Raw genomic sequence first — 13,932 nt, forward strand, 5'->3', positions numbered from 1 at the left:
AATATGCATAAACACGCATTAATTGTCGATGACGAACTGGGCATTTGCGAACTCATCAGTGAAGTTTGCGAGCTGCAGAACATTCAGTCTAGCTACCTGACTGATGCCACCCTCTTTACCCAAGCGCTTGGCGAACATCCAGAAACATCCTTAATCTTTCTTGACTTAAATATGCCCAACAAAGATGGCATTGAAGTCTTGCGCGAACTGACGGACATTCAATTCCAAGGGCAATTAGTGCTAATGAGCGGCTTTGACGATGGCGTTTTATCGAGCGCCTACGAACTCGCTATCGAACTTGGCTTATGTTTAATGCCCTCGATTACCAAGCCATTCACCTTACAAGAAATTCGCACCATTTTAGAAACGCTGTACTCACCGCTCGCTAATAGTACAACATCAATTTTGGCCGAAGACATTTGCGAACACAGTTACGAACGTGTTAAAAAATGGCTTGATAACGACCAACTCGTTGTGCATTATCAACCGCAAATTCATCTCCAAAAACTCACTCTGGAGGGCGTGGAATGCTTGGTTCGCCTGATTGATGATGATGGCATATTGATCTATCCAAACGACTTTATCAACACCGTTGAAACCCACGGCCTTAATCAAGTCTTACTCGAAAAAGTGGTTGACCGTTTCTGTGCAGACTATCAACAAAATCCCAAATGCTTTGCCGATTTGAGTATCTCTATCAATGTCTCAGCACTTGACCTTGACCGCCTATCCTTTCCGGACGATTTATGGGGCAAAATAAAAACCACCAACATTCAACCACAAAACATTATTGTCGAAATTACCGAATCACGCGCTATCGAGCAAATGAGAGTTGGTCTAGACATCCTAGCGCGCTTACGCTTAAAAGGCTTTCAACTTTCAATTGATGACTTTGGCACTGGCCGAGCAGTTCTTGGGAACATTCGTAAACTGCCTTATAACGAACTCAAAATAGACCGTTCCTTTGTCGACCAACTAACGAGCAATCCACGCACACTCTCGCTGACTCATGATCTCATCCAAATGGCTCATCATCTCGGTTTACGCATTGTCGCCGAAGGCATTGAAGACATCCAGACAGCCGAAGTCTTACGCCAGATGCACTGTGAAATCGGGCAAGGCTATCTGTATGCCAAACCCATGCCATTGGCACAACTCGCCCACTGGATAGCGCAACACCATGCAGACAAAGACAAGCCCAATTAATCACAAGCCTCGCCACCAGCAACAAATTACAGCGCTTCGAGCCGTTTTTTTAAAAATGGCAACGCAATCCGCTCTTGTTCCAAGCGCAAACTTTTCTGCCAGCGATGCTCCACCAATCCTAAGTACATCGCACGCTCTTCCTGAGTGAGAGCATCCAAACACTCTGCTTTTGATGGCGAGGGTTCCTGGCACCAAAAAGACCGATGAGCCAACAACGTTGATTCATCCATCAAAAGAGAACGTACCAGTGGAAACGTAAGCGCCAATTTACCCACATCTAAAATTCCTGAATAAAGTTCGTTATTCTTCTATGTGTTTTCAATCACAGGAGAATTTTGATGAGCAAACACGAACTTTGGGTGCAGCGCATTGCCGATTGGCAAGCCAGTGGTCTTTCACAACGGGCATTTTGCCAGCAGCAAGGCTTGGCGATTTCAACCTTTTATACTTGGCGACGTAGGCTTCGAAACTTAAGCCAAGAACCGATCAAAGAATCTTCTGCCTTTTTGCCGATGGTGATTCACGATCAGTCTGAACCGTGCTCAACCAGCATTGCCATCAAGGCAAAAGGATTGGCATTTGAGTGTTCCGTGGTGCAATTAGCGCAATTAATCACCGAGTTGAATCGTCATGCTTAGACCAAGCTTTGATGCACACGTCTTTGTCTATCGTGATTCCGTGGATATGCGTAAATCTATTAATGGACTGGCCGCCATTGTAGAACTTGAACTGGGACATTCTCTCATGAATGGTGCACTGTTTGTGTTTTGCAACCGTTCTCGCGATAAGGTCAAACTCCTCTACTGGGAGCGCAATGGCTTTGTGCTCTGGTACAAGCGATTAGAGAAACACAAGTTTAAATGGCTCAATCCTCAGGAAACAAAGGATTCGATTGAAGTTACCGGCAAACAGCTCAATCAGTTACTCGATGGCTTGGATATTTTTCAACAGCCGCATCAATCACTTTTCTATGACAACGTGAGCTAATTCGGGTATCTTACCCGCCCATGAAAACACCTCTGACTGCTCACGATTTACCCGATGATATCGATGTCTTAAAAGCCTTGGTTTTACAAAAAGACCAGCACATCGACACCTTATCAACGGAAGTCAGTCGTCTGTCTGAATTGGTCATGTTCTTTAAGGTTCGTCAATTCTATAAAAGCAGTGAAAAACACCCCGATCAAGCGGAACTGTTTAATGAACCCGAAGTCGAGGACAATTCGTCTTTGAGAGCGTCGAGTAGTGATGAATCCTCGAGTGCCTCACCCAAAGCAAAATCCAACGCGGGTCGTAAACCCTTACCAAAGAATCTTCCCCGTCAACGTGTTGAACATTGCTTACCGGCCGGTGAGAAATGTGACTGTGGCTCAGAGTTCAAAGAAATCGGTGAAGAAGTCTCTGAGCAATTAGAAATTATTCCTGCCAAAATCATTGTTCGTCAGTTAGTGCGTAAAAAATACGCCTGCCCATGTTGTGAGGGTTCGCTTAAGTTAGCGTCCATGCCCAAACAGCCGATTCCCAAAAGCATCGCCGGTCCGGGATTAATGGCCTACATTGCCACCGCGAAATACCAAGATGGCGTACCGCTGTATCGTCAAGAAAAAGCCTTTGAACGTTTAGAGGTCGAACTGTCACGCCAAACGATGGCCAACTGGATGATTAAGGGGGCCCAACTCTGCCAGCCTCTGTACAACCTGATGCAAGATTCTCTGCTCGACAGTGGTTATGTGCATATGGATGAAACGCGTGTGCAAGTGCTCAATGAGGTGGGGAAAACCGCAGAGAGTAACAGCTATATGTGGGTACGCAAGACGGGTGATCAAAAACATCCAGTGGTGTTATTCGACTATTCACCGGATCGCACCGCACAAACCGCCATGAATTTATTGCCTGAGTTTAAAGGCTTCCTACAAACCGATGACTATGCGGGTTATCACAAAATCGGTGCAACGGAACAGATTACCCATCTAGGTTGTTGGGCCCATGCCAGACGTAAGTTTATGGATGCCAAAAAAGTACTGCCTAAGAATAAAACCGGCAAGGCGGACATGGCACTCAATCTCATTCAAAAGCTCTATCAAATTGAACAACACATCAAAGACCAACCACCAAATAAACGACTCGAGATCCGGCAAACCGAAAGCCGGCGGGTTTTAGAACAGCTCAAAACGTGGTTGGATAAAAGCCTCAACAGCACCGTGCCCAAAAGCAAACTCGGTGAGGCCTTGAGCTATCTGGCAAAAAACTGGGAAAAACTTCAAATCTTCACCACGAATGGGCGATTGAATATCGACAACAACCCAGTTGAGAATGCCATTCGTCCCTTCGCGATCGGACGCAAGAACTGGCTCTTTAGCCAATCGGTTAAAGGCGCCAAAGCCAGTGCGATGCTGTACAGCTTGATTGAAACCGCCAAAGCCAACGGACTCGAACCCCAAGCTTATCTCACCGATCTCTTCCGAGACCTGCCCAACTGCGACACCCTCGAGCAGTTCGAAGCACTTCTGCCGTGGAATCACACCGCATCCTAGAAAACTAGGGCGTGGGTAAATTGTCGCTTACAAAATATCCAAGCCATCGAGTAACTGATTAAGCTGTTTGCCTGTGACCGACACCGCTTCTTGATCGACGACTGGTGCTAACCATTTGAACTTGTGTTTCTCTAATCGCTTGTACCAGAGCACAAAACCATTGCGTTCCCAGTAGAGGAGTTTGACCTTATCGCGAGAACGGTTGCAAAACACAAACAGTGCGCCACTCATGGGAGAATGTCCCAGCTCAGCTTCCACAATGGCCGCCAGTCCATTAATGGATTTACGCATATCCACGGAATCACGATAGACAAAGACGTGTGCATCAAAGCTTGGTCTAAGCATGACGATTCAACTCGGTGATTAATTGCGCTAATTGCACCACGGAACACTCAAATACCAATCCTTTTGCCTTGACTGCAATGCTGGTTGAGCACGGTTCAGGCTGATCGTGAATCACCATCGGCAAAAAGGCAGAAGATTCTTTGATGGGTGCTTGGCTTAAGTTTCGAAGCCTACGTCGCCAAGTATAAAAGGTTGAAATCGCCAAGCCTTGCTGCTGGCAAAATGCCCGTTGTGAAAGACCACTGGCTTGCCAATCGGCAATCCGCTGCACCCAAAGTTCGTGTTTGCTCATCAAAATTCTCCTGTGATTGAAAACACATAGAAGAATAACGAACTTTATTCAGGAATTTTAGATGTGAGTAAATTGACGGTTAGCTTACTTTATTAGCGTATTTCAGGCATAAAAAAATCCCCAATACATCGGGGACTTTGTCAGTCGTTTCAGCCCGTTTTCACGGGTTTTATTGTTTTAAAATCAGTTAGTTAAAGAGTAAGCGTTCATTCCAGGACGTCCTGCCACGGCAATGAATTTCCCGCTACAGTAACCTCTCACTCACCAACAGGAGGTTACATTCATGACAACAAAGCGCCGCACTGCCGACCAATGGCAAGTCCTGGTTGATCAGCAACATCACAGTGGCTTGTCAGCCCGACAGTTTTGCCAGCAACAAAAAGTTGGCTATGCCAGTTTTTGCAACTGGCGCAAACGCTTATCTGAAAAACCAGACGAGAGCGACGATTCAGCATCCAGTGAATCCAGTTTTCTGGATCTGTCCTCAGTGATAAATGACTCACGCGCGAGCGACTCTGGCTGGAACATTGTTCTAAGTCTGGGCAACGGTGTTGAACTGCGACTGAGCCAGAACGGATGATCGGGCTCGATAGTCAAGCGCGTATCTGGCTGTGCACCCAGCCCACCGACATGCGAAAATCCTTCCAAGGCCTCAGCGCCCTGGTTCGCAACCAACTCAAACAAGATCCGCTCAGCGGTCACTACTTTGTCTTCATCAATCGCCGTAAAACCCAGATGAAGATGCTGTATTTTACCGGAACCGGCTACTGCCTGTGGGCCAAACAACTGCAACAGGGACAGTTCCCAGTGCCCAAATCCAATGCGTCCCATCATGCGCTGACGCTTGCTGATCTGCAGCTGCTCATCGATGGTATTGAAGTGCAAAAATACCGCCAATTCAAGCGTTTCAAAAGGGTATAAGTACGTTAGTATTTGGTATAATACAGCCCATGATTTCAATGGGCTCAACATCACCTGCCACACCACTATGCGCCTCGTCTGACGCCACAGACCTGGCTCAGGAAAATGCGCTGCTACGTGAACAGTTAGCCTTGCAGGCAGAAACCATCGCTAAGCTCGAACACCAGCTCGACTGGTTCAAAAAACAACTGTTCGGTCCCAAGTCAGAAAAGCAGGTGTTTGACCTGCCCCAGCAGGCCAGTCTGTTCCAGAGTGAACAGGCAATGCGACCGGACACATCAGTGGATGAACCCAAACGCACCATTCAGGCCTATCAGCGCGGCACAGGCAAAAAACAGCGTGACGACGATTGTCTCAACGACACCGGTCTGCGCTTCAGCGCCGATGTGCCCGTGGAAGTCATCGAACAGCAACCGCCAGAACTCAGTGGTCCCGATGCGGACCTGTACGATATCATTGCCATCAAAACCACTTATCGTCTGGCGCAGCGCGCCTCAAGCTATGTGGTACTCAAGTTTGAGCGCCCGGTGATCCGTCGCAAGGGCTGCAACCCAAAATTGATCACAACGCCCGCACCGTTGAACGTGCTCGACAACTCTCTGGCTGACGTCAGTCTGCTCGCCGGAGTGTTGGTCGACAAATTCCAATTCCATCTGCCCCTGTATCGACAGCATCAACGGCTTATGCAGGCTGGCATTACCGTCAGTCGCAGCACCCTGACCAATCTGGTCAAGCGGTCCATTGATCTACTCAAACCGATTGTCGATGCCCAGACAGACAATGTGTTGCGCTCGCGAGTACTGGCCATGGATGAGACCCCAATCAAAGCCGGTCATCAGGGCCGGACAGGCTCACAAAAGGGTAAAATGAAATCCGGCTGGTTCTGGCCGCTGTATGGTGATGCTGACGAAGTGGTGTTTACCTATGCCAGCTCCCGAGGGCGGTTGCACATAGAAACCGTTCTCAAGGACCAATTTAATGGCACCCTGCTCAGTGATGGGTATTCGGCCTATGCGCGCTACGTTGAGACACAACAGGGTGTTACGCATGCTCAATGCTGGGTGCATGCACGCCGCTACTTTATTGACGCACAAAAAGCGCACCCTGAACGAGCGACCGATGCCTTGCAGCAGATCGCACAGATCTACCGGAATGAAGAAGTCATTCAGACACAGGGCCTGACAGACGAGAAAAAACGTCAGTACCGATTGGATCACTCAAAGCCAGTGGTCGATCACTTCTTCACATGGTGTGAGGAGCAACTCGATAACCCACAACTGGTTCCCAGTGATCCGCTGACCAAAGCGCTGAACTATGTGCTGGGTCGTACAGCGAGTCTGAAAGTGTTTTTAAAAGATCCGCAAGTGCAACCGGACACCAATCACCTGGAACGGGCCTTGCGGCCCATTCCAATGGGTAGGAAAAACTGGATGTTCTGCTGGACAGAACTGGGGGCCGAGCACCTGGGTCTGATTCAAAGCCTGATCAGCACCTGCAAGTTACATGAGGTTAACCCCTACACTTACCTGGTGGATGTATTGCAACGCATTGGCCGACACCCGGCCAAAGACGTTGTGGATTTAACACCGCGCGTCTGGAAAACTCGGTTCGCTGATGCCCCTCTGCGTGCACTGATTGATCCACGCCACCCGTACCGTCAAAACACAGCGACAGAGGTTTACGCTCATGCGCATTGAAGACATGACATTGGATCAGTTAATGGAACTGAACACGCTTATCTGCCAGCGCATTGACCAGTTGCAGGAGCGTGAAACCATGGAAGCGCTGATGCAATTGCGATTGGGGATGAAAGTGACGTTTGAGGGTCGCTATGGACAAGTGTTTGGCATCGTCACAAAAATCAATCGAAAGACGGTGATCGTACTGGATGAAGATGGTGCCAAACAATACAAGGTTGCACCGGTATTATTACGCCCACTTCATGAGGCAAGCTGATTCAACCACGTCTTGGAATGAACGCTTACGTTAAAGAGGCGTTTCAAAGCCTTGGCGTGTGTTTGATGTCCTTTCATGTGATCAAGGGCCTAAGTGCTTAGAAGCTGAATTGATAATTCATTTGAACTAAAAAAACAGACCAATGTTTATTGCGCGTACTTGGGTCATAGTCTTTGTGAATTGGGATGAGTGCATCGCCTTCACGTAAGTCGTATTGGCCGGTTACATTTAAATCGGCGTTAAAGTGCCAGCGTAGAGCGGCGGTCGCGACTTTGCTGTAACTACGTAGAGAGGTTTCGCCGTTATCTTTATTGGCCAAATAGTAAGAATAACGTAGCCAAGTTTCCATTTGGTTTAATGGTAGCCATTGCCATTGCGCGTAGTAGGCTTCGCCGTAAGTTTTACGGGTGGTTTTTTGATCATTGACGACTGTTGAAGTTGTATTTCCTATGTCACTGTATTCCACCATGAATGAATGTTTCGGTAACTGGTAGCGTATCGAGAAAAGGTGGATGTCGCTTTTGTAATTGATTTCGTTCAAGGTATCGATACCATTGTTCGCATTTGGGAACTGGATAGGGCTAAGTAGGGTCACTTCTGGATGAATTTGGAGATAGCTGTAATTGAATTGGAAATTTGAAGAAACCGGTTCGAAAAATGCATTTATACCCAATTTATCAAAATTTTTGATTTCAATTTGGTCAATCGTTCGACCTAAATAAAAGCGTTCACTGGCATCGCTACTGGTTTTATGCTGACCGAAATAGGCATCAAGTGACAAGCTTCCAACGGCTAGTTGATGGCTTGAATAGAGGTTTGCCCCATCGGTTGAGATCATGAAATCGCGTAAGCCTTCATAATAAATGGCATCCGGCAATAATGCGCCTGGTCGTGCAGACGGAAGGTCGCGTGAGTCGTTATAAAATCCATAAGGTGTTTTTACACGACCAAATCGTAAGCCAGCGCGATTTAAACCTTGGTTGTAGAAGCCATAATCGGCTAATAGATAGTCTACTTTTGGTGTGGCAGGGATGGTGTCGCCTAATTTTTGCGATAAGACTTGGCCGCTTAGACGCCACTTCGGCGAAATAATGTAATTCATGTTTAGGCCGATTTCACGGAAATCAAAAGAGCCCTGTTCAGAATCATTTGTTAAAAATGCATTTTCGTCTGAGAAAACTAAGCCTTGGGTGATGAAGCCATTGAAATATGGATTGGATAACGCTGGCGCCGAGTACAGCAGTTGCGCAGAGATAAATAATGCGATGCTGCTTCGCACTAGAAAATAGGTGTGCTGCAGGGGAGTAACAGACTTCTTAATCATAGAGGTATTCATAATCATTTACTTAGCCTGAAGTTGAGGTAAATTATCTTTGGAAATATATCCAATTGAACCGGCCGTTTTACGAACTGTTTTTATCATCTCGACTTCGTTTTTTAATTCCAAAGGCGCAACGCCTCGCCCACTGAAAATCAGTCGATTCCAAATACGCTGCATCTCGAAAACATTAGAATGCAGAATCTCTTCAACAAACTGTTTGTGCGTTTTACTTTGGTTTGGCAATGTAAAAATTTTTATTGGTTGACCATCCGGCCAAGATTGGACTTTTGCGCTAAAAATTTTATCGAGTAAATCTTCGCTGTAGGCTTTCTGATATTTGTATTCGACAATATTACCGTTTGGATAGTGAACAATGACCGCAGTGTGAGGTTCACTCTTAGCGAGTGACAAAGGGGTAAATGTGATACAGCCTGATACCAAAGCGATGATTATAAAGTGCTTTTGGATACTTTTTAATGGATACCTGTAAAGTAATCTCATCTTTTATTTCTCATTTTCTAAGGCTTATGATTTTCGGCCATATGGTTAAGGGGTAGAAAAGTAGGGGGCAACTTTGATACTTCTATGTAAAATCAATGGGTAAAAAATACTTAAAGCTATTGTCCTAAATAAATACAGATGTGTCAATTTTACGTATTTTCTTAAGGTTCACTTGTTTATGTTAAACGATCTAGAAGCCGCTGAATATCGTGAAATTCAAAGGGCGGTCTAGGAGTGTACGGACGTTGTAAGCGTTAAATCAAGTATTAAATTTGTAAGCGACAATTTACCCACGCCCTAGTTTTCTAGGATGCGGTGTGATTCCACGGCAGAAGTGCTTCGAACTGCTCGAGGGTGTCGCAGTTGGGCAGGTCTCGGAAGAGATCGGTGAGATAAGCTTGGGGTTCGAGTCCGTTGGCTTTGGCGGTTTCAATCAAGCTGTACAGCATCGCACTGGCTTTGGCGCCTTTAACCGATTGGCTAAAGAGCCAGTTCTTGCGCCCGATCGCGAAGGGACGAATGGCATTCTCAACCGGGTTGTTGTCGATATTCAATCGCCCATTCGTGGTGAAGATTTGAAGCTTTTCCCAGTTTTTTGCCAGATAGCTCAAGGCCTCACCGAGTTTGCTTTTGGGCACGGTGCTGTTGAGGCTTTTATCCAACCACGTTTTGAGCTGTTCTAAAACCCGCCGGCTTTCGGTTTGCCGGATCTCGAGTCGTTTATTTGGTGGTTGGTCTTTGATGTGTTGTTCAATTTGATAGAGCTTTTGAATGAGATTGAGTGCCATGTCCGCCTTGCCGGTTTTATTCTTAGGCAGTACTTTTTTGGCATCCATAAACTTACGTCTGGCATGGGCCCAACAACCTAGATGGGTAATCTGTTCCGTTGCACCGATTTTGTGATAACCCGCATAGTCATCGGTTTGTAGGAAGCCTTTAAACTCAGGTAATAAATTCATCGCGGTTTGTGTGGTGCGATCCGGTGCATAGTCGAATAACACCACTGGGTGTTTTTGATCGCCCGTCTTGCGTACCCACATGTAACTGTGGCTCTCTGCGGTTTTCCCCACCTCATTCAACACTTGCACACGCGTTTCATCCATATGCACATAGCCACTGTCGAGCAGAGAATCTTGCAGTAGGTTGTACAGTGGCTGACAGAGTTGGGCCCCCTTGATCATCCAGTTGGCCATCGTTTGGCGTGACAGTTCGACCTCTAAACGTTCAAAGGCTTTTTCTTGACGATACAGCGGTACGCCATCTTGGTATTTCGCGGTGGCAATGTAGGCAAGTAACCCAGGGCCGGCGATGCTTTTGGGAATCGGTTGTTTGGGCATGGACGCTAACTTAAGCGAACCCTCACACCCTGGGCAGGCGTATTTTTTACGCACTAACTGACGAACAATGATTTTGGCAGGAATAATTTCTAATTGCTCAGAGACTTCTTCACCGATCTCTTTGAACTCTGAGCCACAGTCACATTTCTCACCGGCCGGTAAGCAATGTTCAACGCGTTGACGGGGAAGATTCTTTGGTAAGGGTTTACGACCGGCGTTGGATTTTGCTTTGGGTGAGGCACTCGAAGATTCATCACTCGATGCTCTCAAAGACGAATTGTCCTCGACTTCGGGTTCATTAAACAGTTCCGCTTGATCGGGGTGTTTTTCACTGCTTTTATAGAATTGACGAACCTTAAAGAACCTGACCAATTCAGACAGACGACTGACTTCTTTGGCAAGCGTATCTATGTGCAGGTCTTTTTGTAAAACCAAGGCTTTTAAGGCATCGATATCATCGGGTAAATCGTGAGCAGTAAGGCGTTTCTTCATGGGCGGGTAAGATACCCGAATTAGCCCACGTTGTCATAGAAAAGTGCTTCATGCGGCTGTTGAAAAATATCCAAGCCATCGAGTAACTGATTAAGCTGTTTGCCTGTGACCGACACCGCCTCTTGATCGACGACTGGCGCTAACCATTTGAACTTGTGTTTCTCTAATCGCTTGTACCAGAGCACAAAACCATTGCGTTCCCAATAGAGCAGCTTGACCTTATCGCGAGAACGGTTGCAAAACACAAACAGTGCGCCACTCATGGGAGAATGTCCCAGCTCAGCTTCCACAATGGCCGCCAGTCCATTAATGGATTTACGCATATCCACCGGATCCCGATAGACAAAGAGTAAGCGCCAATTTACCCACATCTAAAATTCTTGGATAAAGTTCGTTATTCTTCTATGTGTTTTCAATCACAGGTGAATTTTGATGAGCAAACACGAACTTTGGGTGCAGCGGATTGCCGATTGGCAAGCCAGTGGCCTTTCACAACGGGCATTTTGCCAGCAGCAAGGCTTGGCGATTTCAACCTTTTATACTTGGCGACGTAGGCTTCGAAACTTAAGCCAAGCACCCATCAAAGAATCTTCTGCCTTTTTGCCGATGGTGATTCACGATCAGCCTGAACCGTGCTCAACCAGCATTGCAGTCAAGGCAAAAGGATTGGCATTTGAGTGTTCCGTGGTGCAATTAGCGCAATTGATTACCGAGTTGAATCGTCATGCTTAGACCAAGCTTTGATGCACACGTCTTTGTCTATCGTGATTCCGTGGATATGCGTAAATCCATTAATGGACTGGCGGCCATTGTGGAAGCTGAGCTGGGACATTCTCCCATGAGTGGCGCACTGTTTGTGTTTTGCAACCGTTCTCGCGATAAGGTCAAACTCCTCTACTGGGAACGCAATGGTTTTGTGCTCTGGTACAAGCGATTAGAGAAACACAAGTTCAAATGGTTAGCACCAGTCGTCGATCAAGAAGCGGTGTCGGTCACAGGCAAACAGCTTAATCAGTTACTCGATGGCTTGGATATTTTTCAACAGCCGCATCAATCACTTTTCTATGACAACGTGGGCTAATTCGGGTATCTTACCCGCCCATGAAAACACCTCTGACTGCTCACGATTTACCCGATGATATCGAGGCCTTAAAGGCGTTGGTCGTGCAGTCTCAATCAGATATCCTTCATCAAGCAAGTCAACTTGCTCAAAAAGACCAGCACATAGATACGCTTGCCAAAGAAGTCAGTCGTCTGTCTGAATTAGTCATGTTCTTTAAGGTTCGTCAATTCTATAAAAGCAGTGAAAAACACCCCGATCAAGCGGAACTGTTTAATGAGCCTGAAGTCGAGGACAATTCGTCTTTGAGAGCGTCGAGTGATGAATCCTCGAGTGCCTCACCCAAAGCAAAATCCAACGCCGGTCGTAAACCCTTACCAAAGAATCTTCCCCGTCAACGCGTTGAACATTGCTTACCGGCCGGTGAGAAATGTGACTGTGGCTCAGAGTTCAAAGAGATCGGTGAAGAAGTCTCTGAGCAATTAGAAATTATTCCTGCCAAAATCATTGTTCGTCAGTTAGTGCGTAAAAAATACGCCTGCCCAGGGTGTGAGGGTTCGCTTAAGTTAGCGTCCATGCCCAAACAACCGATTCCCAAAAGCATCGCCGGCCCTGGGTTACTTGCCTACATTGCCACCGCGAAATACCAAGATGGCGTACCGCTGTATCGTCAAGAAAAAGCCTTTGAACGTTTAGAGGTCGAACTGTCACGCCAAACGATGGCCAACTGGATGATCAAGGGGGCCCAACTCTGTCAGCCACTGTACAACCTACTGCAAGATTCTCTGCTCGACAGTGGCTATGTGCATATGGATGAAACGCGTGTGCAAGTGTTGAATGAGGTGGGGAAAACCGCAGAGAGCCACAGTTACATGTGGGTACGCAAGACGGGCGATCAAAAACACCCAGTGGTGTTATTCGACTATGCACCGGATCGCACCACACAAACCGCGATGAATTTATTACCTGAGTTTAAAGGCTTCCTACAAACCGATGACTATGCGGGTTATCACAAAATCGGTGTAACCGAACAGATTACCCATCTAGGTTGTTGGGCCCATGCCAGACGTAAGTTTATGGATGCCAAAAAAGTACTGCCTAAGAATAAAACCGGCAAGGCGGACATGGCACTCAATCTCATTCAAAAGCTCTATCAAATTGAACAACACATCAAAGACCAACCACCAAATAAACGACTTGAGATCCGGCAAACCGAAAGCCTGCGGGTTTTAGAACAGCTCAAAACGTGGTTGGATAAAAGCCTCAACAGCACCGTGCCCAAAAGCAAACTCGGTGAGGCCTTGAGCTATCTGGCAAAAAACTGGGAAAAGCTTCAAATCTTCACCACGAATGGGCGATTGAATATCGACAATAATCCAGTCGAGAATGCCATTCGTCCCTTCGCGATCGGGCGCAAGAACTGGCTCTTTAGCCAATCGGTTAAAGGCGCCAAAGCCAGTGCGATGCTGTACAGCTTGATTGAAACCGCCAAAGCCAACGGACTCGAACCCCAAGCTTATCTCACCGATCTCTTCCGAGACCTGCCCAACTGCGACACCCTCGAGCAGTTCGAAGCACTTCTGCCGTGGAATCACACCGCATCCTAGAAAACTAGGGCGTGGGTAAATTGTCGCTTACGACAAAGACGTGTGCATCAAAGCTTGGTCTAAGCATGACGATTCAACTCGGTGATTAATTGCGCTAATTGCACCACGGAACACTCAAATACCAATCCTTTTGCCTTGACTGCAATGCTGGTTGAGCACGGTTCAGGCTGATCGTGAATCACCATCGGCAAAAAGGCAGAAGATTCTTTGATGGGTTCTTGGCTTAAGTTTCGAAGCCTACGTCGCCAAGTATAAAAGGTTGAAATCGCCAAGCCTTGCTGCTGGCAAAATGCCCGTTGTGAAAGACCACTGGCTTGCCAATCGGCAATCCGCTGCACCCAAAGTTCGTGTTTGCTCATC

Annotated in this window: 19 protein-coding genes; 11 read left to right on the forward strand and 8 right to left on the reverse strand. The window is 46.9% G+C overall.

Features of this window, described 5'->3' with window-relative positions:
- The first annotated feature begins 3 nt into the window (after positions 1–3).
- Positions 4–1,206 (forward strand): EAL domain-containing response regulator, encoded by a 1,203-nt coding sequence (locus HRR27_RS04120; RefSeq protein WP_173271172.1) that lies wholly within the window; start codon positions 4–6, stop codon positions 1,204–1,206.
- 26 nt (positions 1,207–1,232) lie between these two features.
- Here HRR27_RS04120 and HRR27_RS04125 read toward each other — a convergent pair whose 3' ends face one another.
- On the reverse strand, positions 1,233–1,481 hold the full coding sequence (locus tag HRR27_RS04125) for a Wadjet anti-phage system protein JetD domain-containing protein (RefSeq protein WP_173271174.1): 249 nt from the start codon (positions 1,479–1,481) through the stop codon (positions 1,233–1,235).
- Between the two features lie 63 nt (positions 1,482–1,544).
- On the opposite strand from HRR27_RS04125, the gene tnpA (HRR27_RS04130) reads away from it, so the two are divergent.
- Genes tnpA (HRR27_RS04130) through tnpC (HRR27_RS04140) form a run of 3 tightly spaced genes read left to right on the forward strand, consistent with a single transcriptional unit; the run spans position 1,545 to position 3,740 of the window.
- Entirely contained in the window at positions 1,545–1,844 is a 300-nt protein-coding gene (gene tnpA / locus HRR27_RS04130) for an IS66 family insertion sequence element accessory protein TnpA (RefSeq protein ID WP_173271176.1), read from the forward strand.
- Positions 1,837–2,193 carry an IS66 family insertion sequence element accessory protein TnpB gene (gene tnpB / locus HRR27_RS04135; protein ID WP_173271178.1) on the forward strand — a complete coding sequence of 119 codons (357 nt, stop codon included), beginning with the start codon at positions 1,837–1,839 and terminating at the stop codon, positions 2,191–2,193. The genes tnpA (HRR27_RS04130) and tnpB (HRR27_RS04135) overlap by 8 nt, the downstream gene beginning before the upstream one ends.
- A 20-nt stretch (positions 2,194–2,213) precedes the next feature.
- A complete protein-coding gene (tnpC, locus tag HRR27_RS04140) occupies positions 2,214–3,740 on the forward strand; it encodes an IS66 family transposase (RefSeq protein ID WP_173271180.1) in 1,527 nt (508 codons plus the stop codon).
- Between the two features lie 27 nt (positions 3,741–3,767).
- On the opposite strand, the gene tnpB (HRR27_RS04145) is transcribed toward tnpC (HRR27_RS04140), so the two are convergent.
- Positions 3,768–4,085 (reverse strand): IS66 family insertion sequence element accessory protein TnpB, encoded by a 318-nt coding sequence (tnpB, locus tag HRR27_RS04145; protein WP_173271182.1) that lies wholly within the window; start codon positions 4,083–4,085, stop codon positions 3,768–3,770.
- Positions 4,078–4,377, reverse strand: a complete 300-nt coding sequence (tnpA, locus tag HRR27_RS04150; protein WP_173271184.1) for an IS66 family insertion sequence element accessory protein TnpA — start codon at positions 4,375–4,377, stop codon at positions 4,078–4,080. Before tnpA (HRR27_RS04150) ends, tnpB (HRR27_RS04145) begins: the two co-directional genes overlap by 8 nt.
- Positions 4,378–4,660: 283 nt before the next feature.
- On the opposite strand from tnpA (HRR27_RS04150), the gene tnpA (HRR27_RS04155) reads away from it, so the two are divergent.
- Genes tnpA (HRR27_RS04155) through HRR27_RS04170 form a run of 4 tightly spaced genes read left to right on the forward strand, consistent with a single transcriptional unit; the run spans position 4,661 to position 7,254 of the window.
- Complete coding sequence (tnpA, locus tag HRR27_RS04155; RefSeq protein WP_173271186.1) at positions 4,661–4,957, forward strand: IS66 family insertion sequence element accessory protein TnpA; 297 nt, start codon at positions 4,661–4,663, stop codon at positions 4,955–4,957.
- The gene (gene tnpB / locus HRR27_RS04160; RefSeq protein ID WP_173271188.1) at positions 4,954–5,298 is read left to right on the forward strand and encodes an IS66 family insertion sequence element accessory protein TnpB; all 345 of its coding nucleotides are present in this window, start codon (positions 4,954–4,956) and stop codon (positions 5,296–5,298) included. Before tnpA (HRR27_RS04155) ends, tnpB (HRR27_RS04160) begins: the two co-directional genes overlap by 4 nt.
- A 38-nt stretch (positions 5,299–5,336) precedes the next feature.
- Positions 5,337–6,995, forward strand: coding sequence for an IS66 family transposase (gene tnpC / locus HRR27_RS04165; RefSeq protein WP_173271190.1), 1,659 nt, complete (start codon positions 5,337–5,339; stop codon positions 6,993–6,995).
- Entirely contained in the window at positions 6,985–7,254 is a 270-nt protein-coding gene (locus tag HRR27_RS04170) for a hypothetical protein (protein ID WP_173271192.1), read from the forward strand. Before tnpC (HRR27_RS04165) ends, HRR27_RS04170 begins: the two co-directional genes overlap by 11 nt.
- Positions 7,255–7,351: 97 nt before the next feature.
- Here the strand turns inward: HRR27_RS04170 and HRR27_RS04175 are convergent, their stop codons facing one another.
- The 4 genes from HRR27_RS04175 to tnpB (HRR27_RS04190) form a co-directional block, all read right to left on the reverse strand.
- Entirely contained in the window at positions 7,352–8,578 is a 1,227-nt protein-coding gene (locus tag HRR27_RS04175) for a hypothetical protein (RefSeq protein ID WP_173271194.1), read from the reverse strand.
- An 18-nt stretch (positions 8,579–8,596) separates the two neighbouring features.
- Positions 8,597–9,076 (reverse strand): hypothetical protein, encoded by a 480-nt coding sequence (locus tag HRR27_RS04180; RefSeq protein ID WP_173271196.1) that lies wholly within the window; start codon positions 9,074–9,076, stop codon positions 8,597–8,599.
- Positions 9,077–9,381: 305 nt separating this feature from the next.
- Positions 9,382–10,905 (reverse strand): IS66 family transposase, encoded by a 1,524-nt coding sequence (gene tnpC, locus HRR27_RS04185; protein WP_173271198.1) that lies wholly within the window; start codon positions 10,903–10,905, stop codon positions 9,382–9,384.
- A gap of 20 nt (positions 10,906–10,925) precedes the next feature.
- Positions 10,926–11,276, reverse strand: coding sequence for an IS66 family insertion sequence element accessory protein TnpB (gene tnpB / locus HRR27_RS04190; protein ID WP_173271200.1), 351 nt, complete (start codon positions 11,274–11,276; stop codon positions 10,926–10,928).
- Positions 11,277–11,337: 61 nt separating this feature from the next.
- Between tnpB (HRR27_RS04190) and tnpA (HRR27_RS04195) the strand changes: the two genes are divergently transcribed.
- Genes tnpA (HRR27_RS04195) through tnpC (HRR27_RS04205) form a run of 3 tightly spaced genes read left to right on the forward strand, consistent with a single transcriptional unit; the run spans position 11,338 to position 13,572 of the window.
- A complete protein-coding gene (tnpA, locus tag HRR27_RS04195; RefSeq protein WP_173270778.1) occupies positions 11,338–11,637 on the forward strand; it encodes an IS66 family insertion sequence element accessory protein TnpA in 300 nt (99 codons plus the stop codon).
- Entirely contained in the window at positions 11,630–11,986 is a 357-nt protein-coding gene (gene tnpB / locus HRR27_RS04200) for an IS66 family insertion sequence element accessory protein TnpB (RefSeq protein ID WP_173270780.1), read from the forward strand. The genes tnpA (HRR27_RS04195) and tnpB (HRR27_RS04200) overlap by 8 nt, the downstream gene beginning before the upstream one ends.
- 20 nt (positions 11,987–12,006) lie before the next feature.
- On the forward strand, positions 12,007–13,572 hold the full coding sequence (gene tnpC / locus HRR27_RS04205) for an IS66 family transposase (protein ID WP_173271202.1): 1,566 nt from the start codon (positions 12,007–12,009) through the stop codon (positions 13,570–13,572).
- Between the two features lie 59 nt (positions 13,573–13,631).
- On the opposite strand, the gene tnpA (HRR27_RS04210) is transcribed toward tnpC (HRR27_RS04205), so the two are convergent.
- A complete protein-coding gene (tnpA, locus tag HRR27_RS04210) occupies positions 13,632–13,931 on the reverse strand; it encodes an IS66 family insertion sequence element accessory protein TnpA (RefSeq protein WP_173269093.1) in 300 nt (99 codons plus the stop codon).
- Position 13,932: the final 1 nt, after the last annotated feature.

This window comes from Thiosulfatimonas sediminis, assembly GCF_011398355.1.
In the GTDB taxonomy this organism is placed as follows: Bacteria; Pseudomonadota; Gammaproteobacteria; order Thiomicrospirales; family Thiomicrospiraceae; genus Thiomicrorhabdus; species Thiomicrorhabdus sediminis_A.

Excerpts from the sequence above, each read along its gene's own strand:
- HRR27_RS04120 (WP_173271172.1), top strand. The coding sequence starts at position 4 with ATGCATAAACACGCATTAATTGTCGATGACGAACTGGGCATTTGCGAA.
- tnpA (WP_173271176.1), top strand. The coding sequence starts at position 1,545 with ATGAGCAAACACGAACTTTGGGTGCAGCGCATTGCCGATTGGCAAGCC.
- tnpB (WP_173271178.1), top strand. The coding sequence starts at position 1,837 with ATGCTTAGACCAAGCTTTGATGCACACGTCTTTGTCTATCGTGATTCC.
- tnpC (WP_173271180.1), top strand. The coding sequence starts at position 2,214 with ATGAAAACACCTCTGACTGCTCACGATTTACCCGATGATATCGATGTC.
- tnpB (WP_173271182.1), bottom strand. The coding sequence starts at position 4,085 with ATGCTTAGACCAAGCTTTGATGCACACGTCTTTGTCTATCGTGATTCC.
- tnpA (WP_173271184.1), bottom strand. The coding sequence starts at position 4,377 with ATGAGCAAACACGAACTTTGGGTGCAGCGGATTGCCGATTGGCAAGCC.
- tnpA (WP_173271186.1), top strand. The coding sequence starts at position 4,661 with ATGACAACAAAGCGCCGCACTGCCGACCAATGGCAAGTCCTGGTTGAT.
- tnpB (WP_173271188.1), top strand. The coding sequence starts at position 4,954 with ATGATCGGGCTCGATAGTCAAGCGCGTATCTGGCTGTGCACCCAGCCC.
- tnpC (WP_173271190.1), top strand. The coding sequence starts at position 5,337 with ATGGGCTCAACATCACCTGCCACACCACTATGCGCCTCGTCTGACGCC.
- HRR27_RS04170 (WP_173271192.1), top strand. The coding sequence starts at position 6,985 with ATGCGCATTGAAGACATGACATTGGATCAGTTAATGGAACTGAACACG.
- HRR27_RS04175 (WP_173271194.1), bottom strand. The coding sequence starts at position 8,578 with ATGATTAAGAAGTCTGTTACTCCCCTGCAGCACACCTATTTTCTAGTG.
- HRR27_RS04180 (WP_173271196.1), bottom strand. The coding sequence starts at position 9,076 with ATGAGATTACTTTACAGGTATCCATTAAAAAGTATCCAAAAGCACTTT.
- tnpC (WP_173271198.1), bottom strand. The coding sequence starts at position 10,905 with ATGAAGAAACGCCTTACTGCTCACGATTTACCCGATGATATCGATGCC.
- tnpB (WP_173271200.1), bottom strand. The coding sequence starts at position 11,276 with ATGTGGGTAAATTGGCGCTTACTCTTTGTCTATCGGGATCCGGTGGAT.
- tnpA (WP_173270778.1), top strand. The coding sequence starts at position 11,338 with ATGAGCAAACACGAACTTTGGGTGCAGCGGATTGCCGATTGGCAAGCC.
- tnpB (WP_173270780.1), top strand. The coding sequence starts at position 11,630 with ATGCTTAGACCAAGCTTTGATGCACACGTCTTTGTCTATCGTGATTCC.
- tnpC (WP_173271202.1), top strand. The coding sequence starts at position 12,007 with ATGAAAACACCTCTGACTGCTCACGATTTACCCGATGATATCGAGGCC.
- tnpA (WP_173269093.1), bottom strand. The coding sequence starts at position 13,931 with ATGAGCAAACACGAACTTTGGGTGCAGCGGATTGCCGATTGGCAAGCC.